The 23,129-nt window shown below is 72.2% G+C and carries 17 protein-coding genes; 13 read left to right on the forward strand and 4 right to left on the reverse strand.

Annotated features, from left to right (window positions below):
* Positions 1–283 precede the first annotated feature (283 nt).
* From CP984_RS12000 to glgB, 5 genes are all read left to right on the forward strand, one after another.
* Positions 284–1,480 carry a S8 family peptidase gene (locus CP984_RS12000; RefSeq protein ID WP_003982227.1) on the forward strand — a complete coding sequence of 399 codons (1,197 nt, stop codon included), beginning with the start codon at positions 284–286 and terminating at the stop codon, positions 1,478–1,480.
* A 342-nt stretch (positions 1,481–1,822) separates the two neighbouring features.
* Entirely contained in the window at positions 1,823–3,826 is a 2,004-nt protein-coding gene (locus CP984_RS12005) for an alpha-1,4-glucan--maltose-1-phosphate maltosyltransferase (protein WP_003982226.1), read from the forward strand.
* Entirely contained in the window at positions 3,823–5,523 is a 1,701-nt protein-coding gene (gene treS, locus CP984_RS12010) for a maltose alpha-D-glucosyltransferase (protein ID WP_003982225.1), read from the forward strand. The genes CP984_RS12005 and treS overlap by 4 nt, the downstream gene beginning before the upstream one ends.
* A gap of 248 nt (positions 5,524–5,771) precedes the next feature.
* Complete coding sequence (locus CP984_RS12015; RefSeq protein WP_003982224.1) at positions 5,772–7,337, forward strand: maltokinase N-terminal cap-like domain-containing protein; 1,566 nt, start codon at positions 5,772–5,774, stop codon at positions 7,335–7,337.
* Between the two features lie 501 nt (positions 7,338–7,838).
* Positions 7,839–10,034, forward strand: a complete 2,196-nt coding sequence (gene glgB, locus CP984_RS12020) for a 1,4-alpha-glucan branching enzyme (protein ID WP_030178991.1) — start codon at positions 7,839–7,841, stop codon at positions 10,032–10,034.
* 36 nt (positions 10,035–10,070) lie between these two features.
* Here the strand turns inward: glgB and CP984_RS12025 are convergent, their stop codons facing one another.
* Together CP984_RS12025 and CP984_RS12030 are read right to left on the reverse strand one after the other, a co-directional pair.
* A complete protein-coding gene (locus tag CP984_RS12025; RefSeq protein WP_003982222.1) occupies positions 10,071–11,135 on the reverse strand; it encodes an aldo/keto reductase in 1,065 nt (354 codons plus the stop codon).
* A 109-nt stretch (positions 11,136–11,244) separates the two neighbouring features.
* Positions 11,245–11,676: a DUF4259 domain-containing protein gene (locus CP984_RS12030; RefSeq protein WP_030178988.1), complete on the reverse strand. Its 432-nt coding sequence runs from the start codon at positions 11,674–11,676 to the stop codon at positions 11,245–11,247.
* A 299-nt stretch (positions 11,677–11,975) separates the two neighbouring features.
* On the opposite strand from CP984_RS12030, the gene CP984_RS12035 reads away from it, so the two are divergent.
* Positions 11,976–12,554, forward strand: a complete 579-nt coding sequence (locus CP984_RS12035; RefSeq protein ID WP_003982220.1) for a hypothetical protein — start codon at positions 11,976–11,978, stop codon at positions 12,552–12,554.
* Positions 12,555–12,614: 60 nt separating this feature from the next.
* Here CP984_RS12035 and CP984_RS12040 read toward each other — a convergent pair whose 3' ends face one another.
* A complete protein-coding gene (locus CP984_RS12040) occupies positions 12,615–14,315 on the reverse strand; it encodes an MFS transporter (RefSeq protein WP_003982219.1) in 1,701 nt (566 codons plus the stop codon).
* Positions 14,316–14,494: 179 nt separating this feature from the next.
* On the opposite strand from CP984_RS12040, the gene CP984_RS12045 reads away from it, so the two are divergent.
* Positions 14,495–15,145, forward strand: coding sequence for a TetR/AcrR family transcriptional regulator (locus CP984_RS12045; protein ID WP_003982218.1), 651 nt, complete (start codon positions 14,495–14,497; stop codon positions 15,143–15,145).
* Positions 15,146–15,214: 69 nt separating this feature from the next.
* On the opposite strand, the gene CP984_RS12050 is transcribed toward CP984_RS12045, so the two are convergent.
* Positions 15,215–16,603 (reverse strand): C4-dicarboxylate transporter DctA, encoded by a 1,389-nt coding sequence (locus CP984_RS12050; RefSeq protein ID WP_003982217.1) that lies wholly within the window; start codon positions 16,601–16,603, stop codon positions 15,215–15,217.
* A gap of 183 nt (positions 16,604–16,786) precedes the next feature.
* Here CP984_RS12050 and CP984_RS12055 point away from each other — a divergent pair, with 183 nt between their 5' ends.
* The 6 genes from CP984_RS12055 (at position 16,787) to CP984_RS41260 (ending at position 23,089) form a co-directional block, all read left to right on the forward strand.
* Positions 16,787–18,478 carry a sensor histidine kinase gene (locus CP984_RS12055; RefSeq protein ID WP_003982216.1) on the forward strand — a complete coding sequence of 564 codons (1,692 nt, stop codon included), beginning with the start codon at positions 16,787–16,789 and terminating at the stop codon, positions 18,476–18,478.
* A complete protein-coding gene (locus tag CP984_RS12060) occupies positions 18,475–19,164 on the forward strand; it encodes a response regulator (RefSeq protein WP_003982215.1) in 690 nt (229 codons plus the stop codon). The genes CP984_RS12055 and CP984_RS12060 overlap by 4 nt, the downstream gene beginning before the upstream one ends.
* Positions 19,165–19,229: 65 nt before the next feature.
* Positions 19,230–20,594, forward strand: a complete 1,365-nt coding sequence (locus tag CP984_RS12065) for an extracellular solute-binding protein (protein WP_003982214.1) — start codon at positions 19,230–19,232, stop codon at positions 20,592–20,594.
* Entirely contained in the window at positions 20,591–21,511 is a 921-nt protein-coding gene (locus CP984_RS12070; RefSeq protein WP_003982213.1) for a carbohydrate ABC transporter permease, read from the forward strand. Before CP984_RS12065 ends, CP984_RS12070 begins: the two co-directional genes overlap by 4 nt.
* Before the next feature lie 4 nt (positions 21,512–21,515).
* On the forward strand, positions 21,516–22,367 hold the full coding sequence (locus CP984_RS12075) for a carbohydrate ABC transporter permease (RefSeq protein WP_003982212.1): 852 nt from the start codon (positions 21,516–21,518) through the stop codon (positions 22,365–22,367).
* Positions 22,368–22,390: 23 nt separating this feature from the next.
* Entirely contained in the window at positions 22,391–23,089 is a 699-nt protein-coding gene (locus CP984_RS41260) for a S1 family peptidase (protein WP_003982211.1), read from the forward strand.
* The last annotated feature ends 40 nt before the right edge of the window (positions 23,090–23,129 follow it).

A 23,129-nucleotide genomic window follows, 5' to 3' on the forward strand; every position in this document is an offset into this window, starting at 1 on the left:
CTGCCATGATCGGGGCGGGGCTTGGGCCGTCACCCGTTCGGCCGAGCCGGACGCCCGGAGGGCGCTTTCCGGCCACCCGGGAACGGGTCCGCGCACCCCCTCCCCCGGCCCCCACCCACCCCATGTGGCCGATATGGCCGGTTTCACACCCTCGTGCACTCTTGTACGGGCTCGCGCCGGACGGAAGGCTGCGGTGCGGCACCGCCGGCACGGGCGACGGTACCCGACTCCCCGCTCGCAACTCCGGCGGCGTCCAGCCGAGTTGAGGAGGGGAACCGGACGCATGACACCCATATGGACACGCCGCGGGGGCGCGGCGGCCGTCGCCGCCGTGGCCGTGCTCACCGCCGCCGCCCTGCCCGCCCACGCCACCCCGCTCAGAACGCAGGCCCCGGCCACCGCGGACGCGGCACGCGGCGGCTACATCGTCACGCTGGCCTCCGGGCCAGGCAGGGTGCGGGCGGCGTCCGCGGCGGGCCGGGCACTGGCGGCACGGTACGGGGTGCGGATCAGCCACACGTACCGTACGGCGGTCAACGGCTTCGCCGTGCGCGCGACCCGGGACCAGGCGCGGCGGCTGGCCGCGGACCCCGCGGTGACGTCCGTGAACCGCGACCGCACGGTCCTGCTCGACCGCACCCAGCGCAATCCGCCGTCCTGGGGGCTGGACCGGCTGGACCGCGCCGGCCTGCCGCTGGACCGCTCCTACGCCGCGCCGCCATCGGGCGGCCGGGGCGTGACGGTGTACGTGATCGACACCGGCGTGCGCACCACGCACCGGGACTTCGGCGGCCGGGCCCGCAGCGGCTGGGACTTCGTGGACGACGACGCGGACGCGGACGACGCCAACGGACACGGCACGCACGTCGCCGCCACGGCCGCCGGCACCCGGTACGGCGTCGCCAAGCGGGCCCGCGTGGTGGCCGTACGCGTCCTGGACCGCGCGGGCCGGGGCACCACCGCGCGGGTCATCGCCGGTATCGACTGGGTGGCCCGGCACGCGCGGCGCCCGGCGGTGGCCAATCTCAGCCTGGGCAGCGTGCCCAGCCCGCAGCTCGACCAGGCGGTACGCAACGCCGTGGCGGCCGGTGTCACCTTCACGGTGGCGGCCGGCAACGGCGGGCGGCGGGCCGAGGCGTCCTCGCCCGGGCGGGTGAGCGAGGCCATCACGGTGGGGGCGAGCGACGCACGGGACCGGCGTGCCGCGTTCTCCAACTGGGGCGCAAAACTCGACCTGTTCGCACCGGGTGTGGACATCACGTCCGCGTGGCACTCGGGGGACACTGCGAAGCGAACCCTCTCCGGCACGTCCATGGCCGCTCCGCACGCAGCCGGCGCGGCCGCGCTCTATCTGTCGTCCCACCGGTGGGCCGGACCGAAGGAGGTGCGGAACGCGCTGGCCGCCACCGCGGCCCAGCACCGGATCACCGCGGCGGGCCCCGGCTCGCCGACCGCGTTGTTGCAGGTCAGGTCCCACTAGCGGCGCCAGTGCGCCCCGGCTCCGCCCCGGCGCGCGCGGGGCGGAGCCGGGCGCACGCCGGGCATCCGCGCATCCGTCGGCCGCGGGACGGGACCGGGTCATATTCCGTTCCGTGGTTACGTGCCGGTAGTGCGCGGACGGCCCGATTGCCCCACCACGCGCCACGGGAAGGCTTTGGCCGTACCGGTCTTGCGTACGCGCCCCATGGCTTCCCCGCACCGCCCCCATCCGCCAGCCGAGTGAAAGCGGACAGGAGAGCCCATGCCCGCAGCCCGTCCAACTGTCGCGAAAACGATAGAAAGGACAGAATCCGGTAATACATCCCAACCGTCAGGTGTGCCCATGATCGGCCGCATTCCCGTGCTCGACCTCCACCCGCTGATCGACTGCGGCCGCCGCCCGGCGAAAGCGGTGGTCGGCGAGGTCTTCGAGATCTCGGCCACCGTCTTCCGCGAGGGCCACGACGCGGTCGCCGCCAACGTGGTGCTGCGCGATCCGCTGGGCCGCCCCGGGCCCTGGACCCCGATGCGCGAACTGGCCCCCGGCACCGACCGCTGGGGTGCCGAGGTCACCCCGGACGTGGAGGGCCGGTGGACGTACGGCGTCGAGGGCTGGTCGGACCCGGTCGGCACCTGGCGCCACCACGCCGGCATCAAGATCCCGGCCGGCATCGACACCGAACTGGTCCTCGCCGAGGGCGCGATACTCCACGAGCGCGCCGCGGAGGGGGTGCCCAAAAGAGACGGCAGGGAAGCGGTGCTGGCCGCGGCGGACGCGCTGCGCGACACCCACCTGCCCGCCGCCACCCGGCTCGCCGCCGCGCTCACCCCCGAGGTCACCGCCGCGCTCAACCGCCATCCGCTGCGCGAGCTGGTCACCGCCTCGCGCACCGCGCCGCTGCTGGTCGAGCGCCGGCGCGCGCTGTTCGGATCGTGGTACGAGCTGTTCCCGCGGTCGGAGGGCGCGGTGCTGCGGGCGGGCGCGCCGCCGGTCAGCGGTACGTTCCGGACGGCCGCCGAGCGGCTGCCCGCGGTCGCCGCCATGGGTTTCGACGTCGTGTACCTGCCGCCCGTGCACCCGATCGGCACCTCCTACCGCAAGGGGCCCAATAACGCGCTGTCCGCCGGACCGCACGACGTCGGCTCACCCTGGGCGATCGGTTCCCCGGAGGGCGGGCACGACGCGCTCCACCCGGACCTCGGCACCTTCGAGGACTTCGACCACTTCGTGCGCACCGCGCGCGACCTGCGCATGGAGGTGGCGCTGGACTTCGCGCTCCAGTGCTCGCCGGACCACCCCTGGGTCACCGAGCACCCCGAGTGGTTCCACCACCGCGCGGACGGCTCGATCGCGTACGCCGAGAACCCGCCGAAGAAGTACCAGGACATCTACCCGCTGGCATTCGAGGCGGACCTGGGCGGGCTGGTGCGGGAGACCGAGCGGCTGCTGCGCTTCTGGATGGAGCGCGGGGTGCGGATCTTCCGTGTCGACAATCCGCACACCAAGCCGGTCCTCTTCTGGGAGAAGGTGATCGCGGACATCAACCGCACCGATCCGGACGTCATCTTCCTGGCCGAGGCGTTCACCCGGCCCGCCATGATGCGCACGCTGGCGCAGATCGGCTTCCAGCAGTCGTACACCTATTTCACCTGGCGCAACTCCAAGCACGAACTCACCGAGTACCTCACCGAGCTGTCGCGCGAGACCGCCTCGTACATGCGGCCGAATTTCTTCGTCAACACGCCGGACATCCTGCATGCCTATCTCCAGCACGGCGGACGGCCCGCGTTCGAAGTACGCGCCGTGCTGGCCGCGACCCTCTCCCCGACGTGGGGCGTCTACGCCGGATTCGAGCTGTGCGAGTCGACGCCGGTACGAAGTGGCAGCGAAGAGTACCTGAATTCCGAGAAGTACCAACTCAGGCCCCGGGACTGGGAGACAGCGGGGCGCCAGGGCCGTACGATCGCTCCTCTCATCACCACGCTGAACCGCTTGCGACGCCGCCACCCGGCGCTCCAACAGCTGCGCGACCTCCATTTCCACACCGTCGACAACGACGCCGTCCTCGCCTATTCCAAACGGGCCGGGAGCGGCGCCGGGGCCGACACGGTGCTCACGGTCGTCAACCTCGACCCGCACCACACCCACGAGGCGACGGTGTCGTTGGACATGCCGGAACTCGGCCTCGATTGGCACGACTCCGTCCCGGTGCGCGACGAGCTCACCGGCGAGACCTACCACTGGGGCAGGGACAACTATGTGCGCCTGGAGCCGGGCCGTTCGCCGGCTCCCGCGCACCTGTTCTCCCTGCGACCGTCCTCACCGATCGGAGGGTCACCCAATTGATCGTCAACGAGCCCGTCCCGGACAAGTTCGAGGACACCCCGGCCAAGGACCGCGATCCCGACTGGTTCAAACGGGCCGTCTTCTACGAGGTCCTGGTGCGCTCCTTCCAGGACAGCAACGGTGACGGCATCGGCGACCTCAAGGGCATCACGGCCAAACTGGACTATCTCCAGTGGCTGGGCGTGGACTGCCTGTGGCTGCCGCCGTTCTTCAAGTCGCCGCTGCGCGACGGCGGTTACGACGTCTCCGACTACACCGCCGTCCTGCCGGAATTCGGCGACCTGGCGGACTTCGTGGAGTTCGTGGACGCCGCGCACCAGCGCGGGATGCGGGTGATCATCGACTTCGTCATGAACCACACCAGCGACCAGCACCCGTGGTTCCAGGAGTCCCGCACCGACCCGGACGGGCCGTACGGCGATTACTACGTCTGGGCCGACGACGACAAGCAGTACCAGGACGCGCGGATCATCTTCGTCGACACCGAGGCGTCGAACTGGACCTTCGACCCGGTGCGCAAGCAGTACTTCTGGCACCGCTTCTTCTCCCACCAGCCGGACCTGAACTACGAGAACCCGGCCGTCCAGGAGGAGATGCTCTCCGCCCTGCGCTTCTGGCTGGACCTGGGGATCGACGGGTTCCGGCTGGACGCGGTCCCGTACCTGTACGCCGAGGAGGGCACCAACTGCGAGAACCTCCCTGCCTCGCACGCCTTCCTCAAGCACGTACGGGCGGAGATCGACGCGCATTACCCCGACACGGTGCTGCTGGCCGAGGCCAACCAGTGGCCGGAGGACGTCGTCGACTATTTCGGCGACTACTCCAAGGGCGGGGACGAATGCCACATGGCGTTCCATTTCCCGGTCATGCCGCGCATCTTCATGGCGGTCCGGCGGGAATCGCGCTACCCGGTCTCGGAAATCCTGGCGAAGACCCCGGAGATTCCGGCCAACTGCCAGTGGGGCATCTTCCTGCGCAACCACGACGAGCTGACGCTGGAAATGGTCACGGACGAAGAGCGTGACTATATGTATGCGGAATATGCCAAGGACCCGCGCATGCGGGCCAATATCGGCATCCGCCGCCGGCTGGCCCCGCTGCTGGACAACGACCGCAACCAGATCGAGCTCTTCACCGCGCTGCTGCTGTCGCTGCCCGGCTCGCCGATCCTCTATTACGGCGACGAGATCGGCATGGGCGACAACATCTGGCTCGGCGACCGGGACGCGGTCCGCACGCCGATGCAGTGGACGCCCGACCGGAACGCCGGTTTCTCCTCCTGCGACCCCGGCCGGCTCTTCCTGCCGACCATCATGGACCCGGTCTACGGCTATCAGGTCACCAACGTCGAGGCGTCGATGTCCTCGCCGTCGTCGCTGCTCCACTGGACCCGCCGCATGATCGAGATCCGGAAGCAGAACCCGGCCTTCGGCCTCGGCACCTACACCGAACTCCCCTCGTCCAACCCCGCGGTGCTGGCCTTCCTGCGCGAATACCAGGACGACCTGGTGCTGTGCGTGCACAATTTCTCGCGATTCGCGCAGCCCACCGAACTGGACCTGCGGACATTCAACGGCCGCCACCCGGTCGAGCTGATCGGCGGCGTCCGTTTCCCGCCCATCGGGGAATGGCCCTATCTGCTGACCCTGGCCGGCCACGGCTTCTATTGGTTCCGGCTGCGGAGGGGGGCGGTCTAGGGGGTCCGGCCGGGGCGGCGGAAAACCACCGCGCACTGTTTTCCGGCCGCCCCCACGGGCAGTCTCCCTACTACCGCACGGGCCGGGTGAGACGTCGCCGAAACCCCGGCGTCAGGGGTAATCCCCACGGACGCCGCTGCCGTACGGACGATCCTCACCCGACACGTCCCGCACCGCCGCACAGTCAAGGCCGCATTCCGGGACACTCTGCCCTACCTGTCGTGTGCCCGGGGAAAGGACGCGACGCCATGTCGGAGACCGCCTCGACCCGTGCCATCCGCAGTCCGCACGACCGCCTCTCGATCACCGCACCCACGCTGCTCACCTCCCTCGCCCCCCTGCTGACCGAATGGCTGCCGCGGCAGCGCTGGTTCGCCGGCAAAGGGCGGCCGATCTCGGGGTTCCAGCTGGTGTCGGCGACCGAGCTGCTGCCGTGCGCGGCGGGTGGCGCCACACCGGGGCTGCTGCACCTGCTCGTACGGGCCCAGCAGTCGGCGTCGCCCCCCGGGGCCCCGCAGCCGGTGCCGAAGGAGGGCCCCGCCGAAGCGGCCGCGGGGCCGTCCGGCGGGCCGGCGGCCACCGCGGACTGCTACCAACTCCTGCTGGGCGTGCACAGCGCGCTGCCGCCGCAGCTCGCCCCCGCCGTGATCGGCCGCCCCGCGAGCGGCCCGCTGCACGGCCGTACGGTCTACGACGCCCTGCTCGACGCGCGGCTGTGCGCGCTCCTGCTGGAGCGGCTGCGGGTGCCGGGGCGGCTCGGCGGGCTGCGGTTCCGCCGGGTGCCCGACAGCACCATCTCCTCGGGGATGCCCGCCCGCCCGGTCGCCGTCGAGCAGTCCAACTCCTCGGTGGTGTACGGCGACGCGTACATCCTCAAGGTCTTCCGGCGCACCGCGCCCGGCCTCAACCCGGACCTGGAACTGCCGCTGGCGCTGGCGCGCGCCAAGTGCGCACGGGTCCCGGCGCCCGCCGCGTGGTTCGAGACCGACCCGGGGCCCGGCGAGGGCGAGCCGGTGACGCTGGGCGTGCTCCAGCCGTACCTGGCCGGCTCGGCCGACGGCTGGCAGCTGGCCCTCAACGCCCTCGCCGTACAGGCCGACTTCACCAGCTCGGCGCGGGCGCTCGGGCACGCCACCGCCGAGGTGCACACCGCGCTCGCCGAGACGCTGCCCACCACCGAGCTGTACCGCCCCCAACTCGACGCCATCGCCGCGCAGATGAACGAACGGCTGGTGGCCACCGCGCGGGTGGTGCCCGCGCTGCGGCCGTACTCCGCCCGGCTGCGCACCGCCTTCGACGACCTGGCGGCACTCGGGCACGACGGGCGCGCCTGGCCCGCCCAGCGCATCCACGGCGACCTGCACCTGGGCCAGACGCTGCGGACCGCCGACGAGGGCCGCTGGTCGCTGATCGACTTCGAGGGCGAGCCGTCCCGGCCGCTGGCCGAGCGGCGGCGCCCACAGCCCGCGGTGCGCGACGTGGCGGCCATGCTGCGCTCGTTCGACTACGCGGCGCGCAGCGGCCCTTCCGGCGGCGACCCCTGGTCGCTGGAGTGGGCGCGGCGCACCCGGGCCGCCTACTGCCTCGGGTACGCCGAGGCCGGCGGGCTCGATCCGCGCTCGGCGCCCGAGCTGATGCGCGCGTACGAGACCGACAAGGCCGTGTACGAAGTGCTGTACGAGGCCCGCCACCGGCCGAACTGGCTGCCCGTACCGATGGCCGCGGTGCGGCGGCTCGCCGGGGCGCCGGCGTCCCGGGGGCCCGGCGGCGGCGATCCGGGACCGGACCTGGACGGCGCCGGTGGACGCGCATGAAACGGCGGGAGCGGGCCACCCGCAGCTCTACGGAGCACCAGTACCGGCAGGCGCGGCACCGTCGGCCCCGCCCGCCGGCCCGGCATACCCGGTGTGCGCCCCGGTGTGCGCCAGACCCCCGCACCCCGGACACTGCAGATACCCCAGACACCCCGACACCTGAATCTGGCCGAGGAGGCTCCTCTCGTGACCGCCCGTTCGTCGTCCCGCCGCCCATCGCAAGAAACCGCGCCCGCCCGGGGCCCGGCCGCCCGGGGCGAGTCCCCGGAGGCAACCGCCGCCCGGTCCGGTGTTCCGGCGACCTTCCTGCCGGTGCGTGACGACCCTGCCGGGTCCGGCGGAGCCGCCTCCTCCACCGCCGCGCCCGCCCCCGCCGCCACCGGCACCCCGCCGTCCGCCGAGCGGCCGCCGCACCAGCGGGACCACGGCGAGCCCCTGCTCGAGGACACCCGGCCCGGCAGCGCCGAGCCCGCCGCGGAGCCCAGCGGCGGGAGCCGGGGCGTGCGGACCGCACCGCCGCTCGATCCCGGCGACCGGGACCGGCTGCTGTCCGGCGCGCACCACGATCCGCACGCGCTGCTCGGCGCCCACCCCCTGCGCGGCGGGGTGCTCTTCCGCGTCCTGCGCCCGTACGCGAAGGCCGTCACCGTGCTCGCCAAGGGGCTGCGCGCCGACCTGCACGACGAGGGCGACGGCCTGTTCGGCGGGGTCCTGCCGCTGGCCGCGATCCCCGAGTACGAGCTGCTGGTCTCCTACGACGACAACGATGTGACCGTGCACGACCCGTACCGCTTCCTGCCCGCCGTCGGCGAACTGGACCTCCACCTGTTCGGTGAGGGCCGCCACGAGGAGCTGTGGCAGGCGATGGGCGCGATGCCGATGGTGCACCAGGAGGTGACCGGGACGCGCTTCACCGTCTGGGCGCCGAACGCCCGCGGCGTGCGCGTCGTCGGCAACTTCAACTACTGGGACGGCACCGGCTTCCCGATGCGCTCGCTCGGGTCGTCCGGAGTCTGGGAGCTGTTCCTGCCGGGAATCGGCGAGGGCGAGCTGTACAAGTTCGAGATCACCCGGCCGGACGGGACGCGGACGCTGCGCGCCGACCCGATGGCGCGCCGTACGGAGTGCCCGCCCGCCAACGCCTCCGTCGTGCACGCCTCGCACCACCGGTGGCAGGACGCGGCGTGGATGGAGCGGCGCGCCGAGCGGCCGGTGCACGCGGCGCCGTTCTCCGTCTACGAGGTGCACCTCGGCTCCTGGCGTCCGGGGCTGACGTACCGCCAGCTGGCGCAGCAGCTGCCCGCCTACGTCAAGGACCTGGGCTTCACCCACGTCGAACTGATGCCCGTCGCCGAGCACCCCTTCGGCGGCTCCTGGGGCTACCAGGTCACCGGGTTCTACGCGCCGACCGCCCGGATGGGCACCCCCGACGACTTCAAGTACCTGGTCGACGCGCTGCACCGGGCCGGGATCGGCGTCCTGATGGACTGGGTGCCGGCGCACTTCCCGCGCGACGAATGGGCGCTGGCGGAGTTCGACGGGCGGCCGCTGTACGAGCACGAGGACCCGGCGCGGGCCGCGCACCCCGACTGGGGGACCCTGGAGTTCGACTACGGGCGCGCCGAGGTGCGCAACTTCCTGGTCGCCAACGCGGTGTACTGGTGCGAGGAGTTCCACATCGACGGCCTGCGGGTGGACGCCGTGGCCTCCATGCTCTACCTCGACTACTCCCGCGAGAGCGGCGAGTGGACGCCCAACGCGCACGGCGGGCGGGAGAACCTGGACGCGGTGGCCTTCCTCCAGGAGATGAACGCGACCGTCTACCGGCGCTGCCCCGGCGTGGTCACCGTCGCCGAGGAGTCCACCGCCTGGGACGGCGTCACCCGGGCCACCCACCACGTGGGGCCGGGCGGCTTCGGCGGGCTCGGCTTCGGGCTGAAGTGGAACATGGGCTGGATGCACGACTCGCTGGGCTATGTGAGCAAGGAGCCCGTGCACCGCAAGTACCACCACAACGAGATGACGTTCTCGATGGTGTACGCGTACTCCGAGAACTATGTGCTGCCGATCTCCCACGACGAGGTGGTGCACGGCAAGCGGTCGCTGGTCTCCAAGATGCCCGGCGACTGGTGGCAGCAGCGGGCCACGCACCGGGCGTACCTGGGCTACATGTGGGCGCACCCGGGCAAACAGCTGCTCTTCATGGGGCAGGAGTTCGCGCAGGGCGCCGAGTGGGCGGAGGGCCACGGCCCCGACTGGTGGCTGCTGGACCCGTCGTACTCCGCCGAGCCGGACCACCGGGGCGTACGGGACCTGGTCCGCGACCTGAACCACCGGTACGCAAACACCCCCGCGCTGTGGGAGCAGGACACCGTGCCGGAGGGCTTCTCCTGGATCGACGGCGGCGCCAGCGAGGACAACGTCTTCTCCTTCCTGCGCTACGGCACCGACGGCACGCCGCTGCTGGCGGTCTCCAACTTCTCACCCGTGGTGCGGCACGCGTACCCGATCGGGGTGCCGGAGGAGGTGGCGGCCTGGCGGGAGGTGCTGAATACCGACGACGTCCGGTACGGCGGGAGCGGGGTCGCCAACCCGGAGCCGCTGGTGCCCGACGCGACCGTGCCGTGGAACGGTCGGCCGGCGTCGATCACGCCGGTGCTGCCGCCGCTGGCGACGGTGTGGATGCGGCCGGTGTGAGCGGGACGGGCGGGGCGGGCTTCCGCCCCGCCCCGGTCAGCCGCCCATGGCCCGCTTCCAGCCGTCCAGGAAGGGCGCCTCGGCCGGGTCCGGGCGGTCGGACGCGTTCAGGACGCGGTGCCAGTACGGGTAGTAGGCGGGCAGCTGGGAGAGTTCGGTGAGGCGGGCGGTCTCGTCCTCGGTCAGCCGCAGCTCGGTGGCGGCGAGGTCGTCGCGCAGCTGCTCCTCGGTACGGGCGCCGATCACCAGGCCGGTGACGCCGGGCCGGCCGAGCAGCCAGGCCAGCACCACCCGGGGTACGGACGTGCCGTGCGCCTCGGCGATCTTGGCCAGGCACTCGATGATGTCGTACGCCCGCTCCTTGTCGACCACATGCGGCTCGGGCCAGTCGGTGCCCTGCCGGGTGGTGGACGGCACCGGCTGCCCGCGCCGCACCTTGCCGCTGAGCAGCCCCTCCCCCAGCGGGCTCCAGACCAGGGTACCCAGGCCCTGGTCCAGGGCGGCCGGGAGGATCTCGTACTCCGCCTCGCGGGCCTCGGGCGTGTAGTAGACCTGCTGGGCCACCGGCGCGGTCAGGCCGTGCAGCCGCGCCGTGTACAGCGTCTTCATGATCTGCCAGCCGTTGAAGTTCGAGAGGCCGACATAGCGGACCTTGCCGTCGGCGACCAGCCGGTCCAGCGCGGTCAGGGTCTCCTCGACGGGCGTCTGGCCGTCCCACTGGTGCAGATAGAGCAGGTCCAGGTGATCGGTCTGGAGGCGGCGCAGGCTGCGCTCCACCTCCCGCAGGACGCTGTACGCGGACGCGCCGCCCTCGTTGGGGCCCTCGCCCACCTGCATCCGGACCTTCGAGGCGAGCAGCACGTCGTCCCGGCGGCCGCGCAGCGCCTCGCCGGTGATCTCCTCGGCCTGTCCGAAGGAGTACATGTTCGCGGTGTCGATCATGTTCACACCGGCGTCCAGCGCGATGTCGAACAGCCGCCGGGCCTCGTCCGCACCGAGCCCGCCGATCTGCGCGAACTGCTCCCGCGCGCCCACGTTGAGGGTGCCGAGCACGAGCCGGGACACCTTCAGGCCCGAGCGTCCGAGCGTGCGGTACTCCACGGTTCCTCCTCGGCCGACGGTACGGATGCCGCTCCGCGATCAACCGTAGGCGCGGGACCGGCGGGACGCACGGCAGGCCGGGCGCGGCGTGGGCGCGTACGGGCGCGGGTCAGTCCGTGCCCCCGGCCGGCTCCGTATCCCCGGTCAGCTCGGCGCGCAGCCGGGCCAGGTGGGCCAGCCACTCCTGGCCGCCGTCCGACTCGTCCCACAGCTCGGCCAGCTCGGAGTCCGGTGCCAGCACCCGGTCCAGGGCGTGCACCGCGAGCACGGCGAGCCGGCGCGGCGGCTCGGGGACCGTCAGATCCGGGGCGTACACGGGATCGGCCGGGAACGCACTGCCCGCGCGGGCGGCGGCTATCAGGGCCGCGGCGGCCACGGCCATCTGACCTTCCGGGGCCTCCAGATAATCCCGCTCGGCGGCGGCCGTCGACAGCACACCCCGTATCGCGCCGAGCCGCCGCTCCACCGGCATGGCGCCCAGGTCATCCAGCAGATCCGCCGCCCCGTCATTACCGAACGGCCCCATGTCCCACGTCCCCATCAGCCTTCGCCCCTCAGTAGTCCCCACCCCAACGCGCCCGCACCACCACCGGGCCGATTGCATCGTGGCATCTGCCACTGACAATGGACCGGTGGCGGCGCCATGCCCGTGCACACGGAGCGGCGATGGCCGTCGGCACCGCATGGCCGGAACCGGTACGGACGTCATTTGGACAAGCTTGCGTACTTGGTCCCGTGCAGCCCTCCCCGGCGCCAGGATGAGCGGCACCTCATCGAGTGCGGCTCCCCGCCCCTGCCGGGCCGCGATCCGCCCTCGCGGTCATCGAGCAGAGGAGTCCGATGGCGAACGAGCTCAGGTACGGGGCGCAGATCCACCTGCAGAACGGCTACAACGGCTGGCAGGGCGGTTACCTGGACACCAACAGCCACAGCAGCGCCTCGGGAGGCAAGTACCAGGTCGCGACCGCCGACACGCCCACGCGGGGCAAGGGCACCGGCACGTGGGAGGTGCTCTCCGCCACCGGCAAGGCCGCCGGCCAGCCCGTGGTCAGCGGCGATGTGATCTACCTGCGCAACCTCTACGGCGGCGACGGCGGCTACCTGGACACCAACGGTCACGCCACGAACGAGCAGAAGAACGCCGGCGCCAAGTACGACGTGTCCACATCCCAGACCAGGGACCGCGCCCAGGGCACCGGGCGCTGGCGGATCTTCGCGCGGACTTCCAGCCCCGCGGACCAGAATGTCCGGATCGGTGACGTGGTCCACCTCTGGAACCTCTACGGGGACAACGGAGGCTTCCTGGAGACCAACAACACGAGCGCCCTCACGGACGCGAAGTACGACCTGTGCACCAACGCCTACTACAACCGCAGCTCCGACGTCGCCGACTGGAAGATCCACCAGGCCCAGGGCTGACCGCGTCAGGAACCCCGGCGGCACCGGCCGCCGGGGTTCGTCGGGTGCGTTCTCAGTGCCTCAGTCGCGCGAGGACGCGCCGCCGCTGCCCACCGTGACCGGTTCGCGGGCGGCTTCCTGGCCGGCTCCCCGGGCCGCGTCCGCCTGCTGCGTACGGCGGCGGCGCGGCAGCAGTACGGCGACCAGCACCGTCCCCACGCCAAGCACCACCGCGCCGATCAGGCTGGTGTGTGCCACCGCGTCGGAGAACGCCCCGCGTACCGCGTCCGCGACCGCCTGGGCCTGCTGGAGGCCGAGGGCCTGCGCCTTCTCCGGGCCGACCTTGGGGGCGGCGCCGCTCGCGACCTGCTTGCCGACCTCCTTGGCCACCGCGAGGCCGGCGCCCACCGAGTCCTGGGCGGTGGACAGGGCGTTGCCGGGCAGCTTCGGGCCGCCGTGTGCAGCGGCCGAGGCCGCGGCGTCGGACAGCTTGGAGGAGTAGGTGCTCGCCAGGACGGAGCCGAGGATGGCGATGCCGAGCGAGCCGCCCAGTTCGATGGAGGTGTCGTTGACCGCGCCGCCGACGCCGAGCTGGTCCTCGGGGAAGGCGCCCATGATGGCGTCGGTGCACGGCGACAGGGACAGGCCGATGGCCAGGCCCAGGACGATCAGCGGGGCGAGGAAGTCGCCGTACGAGGAACCGGCGTCCACGCGGGTGAGCAGGGCGAGGGCGACCGTGCCGCCGACCATGCCGGTGGTGACGGTGACCTTCATGCCGAGGCGCGGCGTCAGGAACCCGGTCAGCGCGGCGCCCACAAAGACCGCGCCGGCCAGCGGCAGCATCCGTATGCCGGTGTCCAGCGGGGAGTAGCCCAGGACGAACTGGAGGTGCTGGGTGAGGTAGTAGAACGCGCCGAAGACCGCGAGGAAGAAGAGGGCCACGGCGAGGTTCGCACCGGCGAAGCCGCGGTGGGCGAAGCGGCGTACGTCCAGGACGGGGCGCGGGTGGCGCAGCTCCCAGACGACGAACAGGACCAGGCCGACGCCTGCGGCCACCGCGGCGCCGATGGCGCGGGCGTCCCAGCCGAAGTGCGGGCCCTGGATGAGCATGTAGATCAGCGAGCCGACCCAGACGACGGACAGCAGGCCGCCGACGTAGTCGAGGCGGTCGCTGTGGCCCGCCTTGGACGGCGGGACGACCAGCAGCGCGCCGATGATGCCGAGCGCCGCGACCGGCACGTTGATCAGGAAGGACGAGGCCCAGCCGTGGTCCTCCAGGAGGGCGCCGGCGACAAGCGGGCCGACGGCGATGGCGAGCCCGGCGGTCGCGGTCCAGATGGTGATGGCCAGCGCGCGTTCGCCGCGCGGGAAGGTGGCGGCCAGCAGCGACAGCGTCGCCGGCATGATCATGGCCGCGCCCACGCCCATCACGGCGCGCGCCGCGATGACGCCGCCGGAACTGTCCACCAGGGCGCCCGCGACCGAGCCGCCCGCGAACACCAGCAGGCCGAGGAGCAGCGCCCCGCGGCGGCTGTACTTGTCGCCGACCGCGCCGAGCATCAGCATCAGCGCGGCGTACGGGACGGTGTAGGCGTCGATCACCCACTGCAGGTCGGAGCTGCTCAGGCCCAGGTCGGCGGTCATGTCGGGGGCCGCGACGGTGAGCGAGGTGTTCGCCATCACGATGATCAGCAGGCTCAGGCACAGCACGCCCAGGGCCCACCAGCGCTTCGTATAGGGCCGGTCCGTGTCCTGGACCGGCCGGGTCTTGGCAGGAGCCACCCGATTCACCCTGTCTCTCCCCACACTCTCGACGGCATGCCCGGAGTGCGCGCGATCTTGCACACGCATGAGCAATTACACAACGATGTGCAATTTACGTCGCTGCACAACGATGTGCAAAATGAGGGGAGAGCGGGACCGTGTCCGTACGCGTCCGCCGACCGAGGAGCCGCCGCGCCATGACCGCACCGACCAGCCGGGCCCACGCCAACCGCCGCCGGATCATGGACATCGCGCTGGCCGAACTGCTGCGGCACCCCGACGCGACCATGGACCAGATCGCGCGGGCCGCGGGCGTGGTGCGGCGCACCGTCTACGGGCACTTCCCCAGCCGGGAGGCGCTGATCACCGCGCTGACGGACGCCGCCGTGGACGATGTGACGACCGCCTTCGCCGACCACACGGCCGACCCGTCCGAACCCGCCGACGTGGCGCTGGCGCGGGCCACCCTCGCCGCGTGGGAGTGCGCCGACCGCTACCGGCTGCTGGTCTCGCTCGCCCAGTGCAGCGTCACCGACGCGGGCATCCGGGCCCGCCTGGAGCCCGTACGCCGCCGGGCGACCACCATCCTGGAGCGCGGCCTGGAAGCGGGCCTGTTCCACTCCCCGCTCACGCCGAGCGCGCTGGCCCACGTCCACGAACACATGCTGTTCGGCCTGATGCAGGCGGTGAACGACGGCGACCTGAACGCCGAGGCCGCCGGCCACGCGGCAGCGGAGACGGTGCTGGCGGCGTCGGGGGTGCCGGGCGAGCGGGCGGCGGAGGCGGTACGGGTGGCGGAGGAGACGAGGACGCCGGACGCACCCGCGTCATCGGCCGCGACGGGCTGACGCACGGGCGACCGGGCACGCGAAAGGGCCCCGGCGGGCGCACACCCGCCGAGGCCCCGGTTCCGGGTCTCAGACCTTCGCCGGCTCCTTGGCCACCTCGGCCCCCGGCTCCTGCGCCCCATGCCCGTCCGCGCTCAGCGTCCGCTCGTCGAACGGCAGCCGCCCGGCGAGCACCTCGTCCACCCGGGACCTGTCGATCTCCTTGGTCCAGGTGCCGACCAGGACCGTGGCGACCGCGTTGCCCGCGAAGTTGGTCAGGGCGCGGGCCTCGCTCATGAAGCGGTCGATGCCGACGATCAGGCCGACGCCGTCGACCAGTTCGGGGCGGTGCGACTGGAGGCCGCCGGCCAGGGTCGCGAGGCCGGCTCCGGTGACGCCCGCCGCGCCCTTGGACGCGATGATCATGAAGACGAGCAGCGAGACCTGCTGGCCGATCGACAGCGGGCTGCCCATCGCCTCCGCGATGAACAGCGAGGACATCGTCAGGTAGATGGCGGTGCCGTCGAGGTTGAAGCTGTAGCCGGTCGGCACGGTGATGCCGACGACCGGCTTGCTGACGCCCAGGTGCTCCATCTTCGCGATCAGCCGCGGCAGCGCGGACTCCGAGGAGGAGGTGGACAGGATCAGCAGGAACTCCCGGCCCAGGTACTTCAGCAGGGCGAAGATGTTCACCCCGGCGATCAGGCGCAGCAACGTACCGAGGACGACGATCACGAACAGCAGGCAGGTCACGTAGAAGCCGACCATGATGACGGCGAGCGACTTCAGCGCGTCCACGCCGGTCGCGCCGACCACCGCGGCCATCGCGCCGAACGCGCCCACCGGCGCGGCCCACATGATCATCGACAGGACGCGGAAGACCAGGCGCTGAAGGTGCCCGATGCCGCGCAGCACGGGTTCGCTGGAGGAGCCCATCGCCTGGAGGCCGAAGCCGACGAGCAGCGCCACCAGCAGCGTCTGGAGCACCTCGCCGTGGGTGAGCGCCGAGACCAGCGTCTCCGGGATGATGCCCAGCAGGAAGTCCGTGGTGGACTCGGCGCCGCCCTTGGTCTGGGCCTGTCCGGCGTGCCGCAGCGATTCGGTCAGATGGAGGCCGGAGCCGGGCTCCAGGATGTTGCCCACCACCAGGCCGATGGCCAGCGCGACCGTCGACATGATCATGAAGTAGCCCAGCGCCAGGCCGCCGACCGCGCCGACCTTGGCGGCCTTGCGGACCGAGCCGACGCCCAGCACGATCGTGCAGAAGATCACCGGCGAGATCATCATCTTGATGAGGTTGACGAAGCCGGTGCCCAGCGGCTTGAGCCCGACGGCGAAACCGGGGGCCGCGAAGCCCACGGCGATGCCGGCGAGCACCGCGACGATCACGGCGATGTAGAGGTAGTGCGTCCGGTCCCGCTTCTGTCGCGGTGCGGTCTCCTCGGGCGTCCCCCCGGACGGTGGGCTCTGTGCGGCCACGGCTGACTCCTCGAATCTTCGGTCCTGCGCCGGTCTGCGGCTCTGCAACCCGTACGTGGCCCGTGTCGTGCCGGTACGCGGCCCGTACGCAGAACAGTCCCGGTGACTATGCACGCCGTTGTGGCGCCCGTCACCCTTACGTGCATTTCGTTCACGCATAAAGGAGCGGGCACACTGGCGCGCATGCGAAGTTCCCGCCGTGGGGATCCGCCGCGTGCCGCGCGCGGTGCGTCCGGCCTGCCCCGTCCGCGCGTCCGGTGGCCGCGCAGCCTGGCCGGGCAGCTGTTCGCCGTGCAGGCGGTGCTGGTCGGCGTGGTGGTGGCGGGGTGTCTGGTCTTCGCGTACGCGGGTGCCGGGCGGCAGGCGCAGGAGATGGCGCGGCGGCAGACGACGGCGGTGGCCACCGCGGTCGCCGACGCGCCGGCGGTGGCGCGGGCGGTGCGCTCGGCGGACCCGACGGCTCAGCTCCAGCCGTACACCGAGCGGCTGCGGCGGGACGCCGGGGTCGACTTCATTGTGGTCATGGACACGGCAGGAAAGCGGTGGACGCATCCCGAGCCGTCCGCCATCGGCCGTACCTACCTCGGCCGGCGGACGCAGGCGCTGGCCGGGCAGACCTTCACCGAGACCCACCTCGGCCGGCTCGGGCGGTCCGTGCGGGTCATCACGCCGGTACGCGACCAGGAGCACGGCGGGCGGATCGTCGCCCTGGTCAGTTGCGGCATCACCGTCGAGACGATCAGTGACGGGCTGCGGCGGGAGGTCATGACGCTGGCCGCCGTGGCGGCCGGGGCCCTGGCGCTGGGCGGCCTCGGTACGTACCTCGTCAACACGCGGCTGCGGCGGCACACCCACGGGATGAACGCCGCCGAGCTGAGCCGCCTGCACGACTACCACGAGGCGGCGCTGCACGCGGTGCGCGAGGGGCTGCTGATGCTGGACGGGCAGCGGCGGGTGGCGCTCATCAACGACGCGGCGCGCGAACTGCTCGGGCTGCGCGGAGAGCCGGTCGGCCGGCCGGTCGACGGGCTGGGCCTGCCGGACGGCCTCACCGCCACCCTGCTCTCCCCCGCCCCGCACACCGACGAACTCCACCTCACCCACGACCGGGTCCTGGTCGTCAACACCTCGCCGGTCTCCGGCGGCGAGCGGCGCGGCACCGTCGTCACCCTGCGCGACCACACGGAGCTCCAGGCGCTCTCCGGCGAGCTGGACTCCGTACGCGGTGTCACCCGCGCGCTGCGCTCCCAGGCGCACGAGGCCGCCAACCGGCTGCACACCGTCGTCTCCCTGGTCGAACTGGGCCGTACGGAACAGGCCGTGGAGTTCGCCACCGCCGAACTGGAACTTGCCCAGGCGCTCACCGACCAGGTCGTCGGCGCGGTCGCCGAACCCGTCCTGGCCGCGCTCCTCCTGGGCAAGGCGGCCCAGGCCAACGAGCACGGCGTCGAGCTGGTCCTCACCCCGGACAGCCGTATCGACGACGGTGTCCTGCCCGCCGCCCTGCCGCCGCGCGACCTGGTCACGGTCCTCGGCAACCTCCTGGACAACGCGATCGAGGCGGCACCGGAAGGCACCCGTGTGCGGGTCACGGCGCTGGCCGACGGCGGGGAACTGCTGCTGCGGGTGGCGGACGGCGGGGACGGGTTCCGGGGCGTCGAGGACGCCGAGGACGTGTTCCGGTGGGGGTGGAGCACGAAGGAGGGCGGGGGCCGGGGGCTCGGGCTGGCGCTCGTACGGCAGGCCGTGCGCCGGCACGGCGGGACCGTCGAGGCGGGCGCGTCCCCGGAGGGCGGCGCCGAGTTCACGGTGCGGCTGCCGCTGCGGGACGGAGCGGACGCCACGGTCGGCACCGAAGCGGGTGCCGGGCGGTGAACGACTCCCGCGCCGAACCCCTGCGCGTGCTCGTCGTCGAGGACGACCCCGTCGCGGCCGACGCCCACGCCCTCTACGTGGGCCGGGTGCCCGGCTTCGCCGTGTCCGGGACCGTGCGTTCCGTCGCCGGTGCCCGCCGGCACCTCGACCAGCACGCCGTCGACCTGCTCCTGCTGGACCTCTACCTGCCGGACGGCCACGGCCTGGCGTTCGTACGGTCGTTGCGCGCCGCCGGACACGCCGCCGACGTCATCGCCGTCACCTCGGCGCGGGACCTGGCCGTCGTACGGGAGGGTGTCTCGCTCGGTGTCGTGCAGTACGTGCTCAAGCCGTTCACGTTCGCCACGCTGCGCGACCGGCTGCTGCGGTACGCGGCCTTCCGCGCCGCGGCCGGGGAGGCGAGCGGCCAGGACGAGGTGGACCGGGCCATCGCGGCGCTGCGCTCGCCCCAGCCCGCCGCACTGCCCAAGGGGCTGACCGCGGCGACCCTGCGCGTGGTGACCGACGCGCTGCGCGCCGCCCCCGGCGGCCTCAGCGCCGCCGCGGCGGCCGACGCCATCGGCATCTCCCGTATCACGGCCCGCCGTTATCTCGAACATCTCGTCGAGACGGGCCGCGCGGCGCGTGCCCCGCAGTACGGGCAGGTGGGGCGCCCCGAATTGCGCTACCGCTGGTCGGGGCATTGACCCCGCTTTTATCCCTGACTTACGGTCACCGGGCAGCAACGCCGTGCCCATGTGGAGGTCATGCCGTGCGCCGCATCGCTCCGATGGCTCTGCTCACCGCCGCCGTGCTGGCCGCCGGCACGCTCACCGCCTGCGGCGGAGGCTCGGGAGGCGACAAGAACACGCTCAAGGTCGCCTTCCCCAAGGACACCAACAACAAGGTCACGGTCCGGGACGACTACGTCGAACTGGTGGCCCGCGCGTTCGAGAAGGCGAACCCCGGCAAGAAGGTCAAGCTGATCCCGATCCAGGCGTCGGAGAACGACTACTACGCCAAGATCCAGCAGATGATGCGCTCCCCGAAGACCGCGCCCGACCTGGTCTACGAGGACACCTTCCTGATCAACTCCGATATCGCGGCCGGGCTGCTGCGCCCGCTGGACCCGTACCTCGGGAAGTGGGCGGACTGGAAGCAGTTCGAACCGGCCGCGAAGGCCGCCGCCCGGGGTCAGGACGGCAGGACGTACGGCGTGCCGGACGGCACGGACACCCGCGGCCTGTGGTTCAACAAGAAGATCTTCAAGAAGGCGGGGCTGCCGCAGGACTGGCAGCCGAAAACCTGGGACGAGGTGCTGGCCGCGGCCCGCACCGTCAAGCGCAAGGTGCCCGGTGTCATCCCGCTGAACGTCTACACCGGCAAGGGCGCGGGCGAGGCCGCCGTGATGCAGGGCTTCGAGATGCTGCTGTACGGCACGGGCAAGGACCAGCTCTACGATCCGGCGACGAAGAAGTGGGTCACCGGGACCAAGGGCTTCCGGGACAGCCTGGAATTCCTGCACACCGTGTACGGCGAGAAGCTGGGCCCCGACGTGTCCGACGCGCTCAGCCCCAACATCCAGACCAATGTCGCCACCGAGCTGATGCCGGAGGAGAAGCTGGCGATCGACCTGGACGGCTCGTGGCTGGGCCAGCAGTGGCAGCCCAAAGGCGGCGGGAAGCCGTGGCCCGAGTGGCCGACGGTGCTGGGCCGGGCGGCGTTTCCCACCCAGCACGGCGCGGCGCCGGGGAAGGTGAGCCTGGCAGGCGGCTGGACCTGGTCGGTGCCGCGCCAGTCGCAGCGCCCGGACCTCGCCTGGAAGCTGATCGAGACGTTCCAGACCAAGCACAACGCGGTGGAATGGTGCGTGCGCGGCGCGCAGATCGCGGTACGCAAGGACGTGGCCGCCGATCCCGCGTACCTGAAGTCGCTGCCGGGCATCGGCTTCTTCACCGGCCTGGTGAAGATCAGCCAGTTCCGGCCCGCGCTGCCCGTCTACCCCAAGGTCTCGGCGGCGATCGGCGAGGCCATGGAGGCGGTCACCTCCGGTGACGCGTCGCCGAAGCAGGCCGCCGACGCCTACGACGAGCAGCTGAAATCCATCGTGGACGGCCGGACGGTCGCCAAGCCATGAGCCGCGCCGCCGCCACGGGCGCGTACGGTACGGCGGGCAGCGTCGCCCGGCCCCGCCGCCGGGCACGGGCCCTGCTGCGCTGGTCGCCGCTCGCGCCCGCGACGATCCTGCTGCTGCTCTTCCTCGCCGGGCCGATCGGCTACTGCGTCTACATCGCGTTCACCGACATGCAGCTGACCGGGCAGGAGTCCACGTCCTTCGTGGGGCTGGCCAACTTCCGGCGCGCGTTCGGCGATCCGGCGTTCCTGAACGCCGTGGTCCTGACGCTGGTCTTCACCCTGGTCTCGTCGATCCTGGGACAGAACACGCTGGGCCTGGCGCTCGCCGCGCTGATGCGGCGCGCCTCCCGGCCCGTACGCACCCTCACCGGCGCGGTGGTCCTCACCGCCTGGGTGCTGCCGGAGATCGTCGCGGGCTTTCTGCTGTACACGTTCTTCGAGCGCCGCGGCACGCTCAACGCGATCCTGGACCAGCTCCATCTGCCGTCGCAGAACTGGCTGTTCACCCTGCCCATCCTGGCCGTGTCGTTCGCCAACGTCTGGCGCGGCACCGCCTTCTCGATGCTGATCTACTCGGCCGCCCTCGCCGAGATCCCCCAGGAGGTCACCGAGTCCGCCGAGGTGGACGGCGCGAGCGGCCGGCAGCGGCTGTGGCACATCACGCTGCCCATGATCCGCCGCTCCATCGGGACGAACCTGATGCTCAACACCCTCCAGACGCTGTCCGTCTTCGGGCTGATCTGGGCCATGACGCGCGGCGGCCCCGGCAGCCGGAGCCAGACGCTGCCGGTGTTCATGTACGACCAGGCGTTCCTGAAGTCGCTGATCGGGTACGGCACCGCGGTCGCCCTGCTGCTGCTCGTGGTGGGCGCCCTGTTCTCCGTCGTCTATCTGCGCCTGCTGCGCGAGGAGGTGTGACGCGGTGCCCGCACCGGCCGTCCGGCCCCTGCTGACCCGGCGGGCCCGGCACCGCCTCGCGGCCGACGCGGCGCTGCTCGCCGTCACCGCCGCGTTCGCGGTGCCGCTCGCCTGGCTGGTGCTCTCCTCGTTCGACACGGAGGCGACCCTGCGGGTGAAGGTGCCGGGCTCGCCGTCGCTGGACAACTTCTCGGCGGTACTGACGGACGAGATCACCTTCACGCCGATGCTCAACAGCCTGCTGCTGTGCGGCAGCGCCACCGCCCTGACGGTGGCCTGCGCGGCCCTGGCGGCCTATCCGCTCTCCCGCTACCGCTCCCGGTTCAGCCGCCCGTACCTGCTCACCATCCTGTTCTCCACCTGTCTGCCGATCACCGCGATCATGGTCCCGGTGTACGCGCTGTTCGTCCGGGTCAACCTGATCGACACGCTCTACGGCACCGCGCTCTTCCTCGCCACCGCCCAACTCCCCTTCGCCATCTGGCTGATGAAGAACTTCATGGACGGCATCCCCCGGGTGCTGGAGGAGGCCGCCTGGACCGACGGCGCCTCGTGGTTCCAGGCGCTGTGGCGGGTGATCCTGCCGCTGATGGGGCCGGGCGTCACGGTCGTGACGATCTACACCTTCGCCATCATGTGGGGCAACTTCTTCGTCCCGTTCCTGCTGCTCCTGTCCCCCGACCAACTGCCCGCCTCCGTCAGCATATTCACCTTCTTCGGCAACTACGGCGCCATCGCCTTCGGCCAGCTCGCGGCCTTCTCGATCCTGTACTCGACGCCGGTCGTCCTGCTGTACGTGCTGATCTCGCGCCGGCTGGGCGGCGGGTTCGCGCTGGGCGGCGCGGTGAAGGGCTGACCCCTCTCCCGTAGGAGGCTCACGTGAGACCGAGACCCATCGCGGTACGCCGCTTTCTGGCCGTAGTGGCCACCGCCGCGCTCACCGCCCCGGCCACCGCGCCACCGGCCGCCGCCGCTCCCAAGGGCGCTCCCTCCCGTACGGCCGCCACCGCGATCCGCGGCGGCAACGTCCTGTACAGCGCGGCGGGCCGCTGCACGGTCGGCTTCAACGCCACCAAGGCGGGCACGTACTACGCGCTCATGGCGGGCCGCTGTGTGGGCGGCGCCAAGGACTGGTACGCCGACGCGGCCCGTACCGTCCACGTCGGCGTGACCGAGGCGGTGCGCTTCCCCGGCACCGACTACGCCGTGATCCGCTACACCAACCCGGCCGTCTCCTACCCCGGCGAGATCGACATCGGCGGCAGCCACTTGGACGTCACCGGCGCGGCGCAGCCCGCCGTGGGGCAGACGGTGTGCCTGCCCGGTTCCACGTCGGCCGTCCACTGCGGGCCGGTCCGCGCCCTGAACGTGAGCGTGAGCTACCCCGAGGGCACGGTCTCCGGGCTCGTCCAGACCGCCGCCTGCGCCGAGCCCGGCGCGGTGGGCCGCCCCGCCGTCTCCGGCAGGACCGCGATCGGCATCGTCATCGGCGGCAGCGGCTCCTGCGCGTCCGGCGGCACCTCCTACCTCCAGCCGGTCGTCCCGGCGTTGCAGGCGTTCGGCCTGACCCTGCACTGACCGGGCCGCCCCGTGCCCGCCCCACGGGCGCGGGCACGCC

It is taken from the genome of Streptomyces rimosus (assembly GCF_008704655.1).
Taxonomy (GTDB): Bacteria; Actinomycetota; Actinomycetes; order Streptomycetales; family Streptomycetaceae; genus Streptomyces; species Streptomyces rimosus.